The sequence below is a fragment of the Pseudomonas sp. 05N434 genome (genome assembly GCF_056396965.1).
Genome location: NZ_JBFTMK010000751.1, coordinates 1 through 1,892 on the forward strand (window position 1 = coordinate 1; position 1,892 = coordinate 1,892).

At 54.0% G+C, this 1,892-nt stretch carries 3 protein-coding genes; all 3 read left to right on the forward strand.

Annotated elements, in window-relative coordinates:
- Positions 1-552 (forward strand): Gfo/Idh/MocA family protein (locus AC1DLB_RS28920; RefSeq protein WP_477786182.1); only part of this gene is annotated, 552 nt, incomplete at its 5' end.
- 40 nt (positions 553-592) lie between these two features.
- The gene (locus AC1DLB_RS28925; RefSeq protein WP_477743057.1) at positions 593-1,333 is read left to right on the forward strand and encodes an NAD(P)-dependent alcohol dehydrogenase; all 741 of its coding nucleotides are present in this window, start codon (positions 593-595) and stop codon (positions 1,331-1,333) included.
- A gap of 2 nt (positions 1,334-1,335) precedes the next feature.
- A partial coding sequence (locus AC1DLB_RS28930; protein WP_477786183.1) for a helix-turn-helix transcriptional regulator occupies positions 1,336-1,892 on the forward strand: 557 nt, incomplete at its 3' end.

Genomic DNA, 1,892 nt, shown 5'->3' on the forward strand with positions numbered 1-1,892 from the left:
GGCTGGGCCATCGACCCCGTTTTTTCTGGAGGTGGATCAACGATCAACGTGGCTACGCATTTCATAGATCTCTTCAGGTTATTGACCGGTAAGGAGGTCTCACGAGTCTCAGCCGTCATGAACTCACTGACGCATCGGGGTGCTGTCGAAGACTATTCGGTATTGACCCTGCAGACTGAAGATGGCGTGATCGGTGTTGTGGAAACGGGATACAGTTTCCCCAGTACCTTTGATGAGCAGCGCGAGTTCTCCTTCACCCTTTCGTCCGATCGCATGTACGCCAAATCTGGTCCCGACCGAATCGAAATAAGGGATCGACAGAACCTTGCGGCCGGCACTCGAAGCCGCCGACTACAACTGGACACAGACGTCTATTACCCACTGTTCGTCAAACAAGTGCTTGCTGAGTGCCGTAACGGGGCCAAGCCAATTGCATCATTACGCGACGCCGAGGCAATCATGCAGGTCATGGACGCTGCCTACGATTCAGCTCGGCAAGGAGGTACGCTTTTGACACTTACGCCGACTCCACAGCAGCGTTGCGTGGGATGACAAACTGTAATGGCCCGCCCGGCATTGAAGAACTTCATCCATGATTTGTTCCGGCACAGTTTTATCGGTCGGCCCAGGCGTCAAGCGGCTGAAGGTGGGCGATGCGGTTTTCGGTCTGGCCCGATTCAAAGAAAGCGGCGCGTTTGGCGAAGCCGTCATCACAAAAGAAGCATTTCTAGCGCATAAGCCCGATGATGTTTCATTCGAGGATTCCGCGTGTCTGGGCACGCCCGGTATAACCGCTTGGAACGGACTAATCGACAAAGCGAAGCTGCAAGCCGGCCAGCACGTTTTTGTAAACGGTTGTGCCGGTGCCGTCGGCGAAGCAGCCGTACAAATAGCGCTGATACATGGCGCTGTCGTCTCGGGCAGTTGCAGCGCCAAGGACATCCAGCGAGCAAAGTCGCTGGGGGTGCAGACCGTCTATGATTATCGGAACACGCAGGTATCGAGTATCGCCACACGATTCGATTTGGTTTACGACACTGCGGCGACGCTACCGGTTTCGACAGGCATTGGGATGTTGCGAGCGGGAGGCGTGTTTCTGGATCTGAACCCAGGCCCTGGCAAGTTTATTCGAGCTATTTTTGATCGCAGACTCAAACCAATCATCGGATCACCGCGCGCTGAAATTCTGGATAAGCTTGCCAAAGCGGCCAGTGAGGGAAGCTTCAGGATCCCGATAGGAAAAACCGTTTCCCTAAGCGACGCTATTCAACTGATCGGGGAACTCGAAAAAGGTCGAAAACTCGGCGGTAAAGGCGTCATCGAAATGGAGTAGGAATGTCCAGAAGTGACCGATTGTTTGAACTGATGCAAGTTCTCCGTCGACATCGCAGAACGGTATCGGGACGGACACTCGCCCAGGAGTTGGGGGTGTCACTTCGCACCATACGTCGCGATGTACTGACACTGCAGGGTATGGGGGCCGACATCGAGGGTGAACCTGGTTTGGGCTACGTTCTCAAGCCTGGATTTCTTCTTCCCCCTCTCTCATTTACAGAAGAAGAAATACAAGCGCTTGTAGCCGGCGCCCAATGGATCAGTCGTCAGATGGACGACAAGTTTGCCTTCGCTGTTAAAAACGCATTGGCCAAGATTAACGCCGTCTTGCCTTTGGAAATGCGCCCGGCTTTCGACGATGAGACATTCTACGTAAGTAGGTCCGCCACTCTTTCTACRCCGATCGACTTAAGCGAAATCCGCCGTGCACTGCGCGACCAATGCAAGTTGCGTATCACGCTATCGATTGCTCATGCGCCTGTTGATGAGCAAATTATCTGGCCGATCATGCTGGGGTTTATCGAATCCAAGCGTTCCCTGGCGGCATGGTGCGAGGC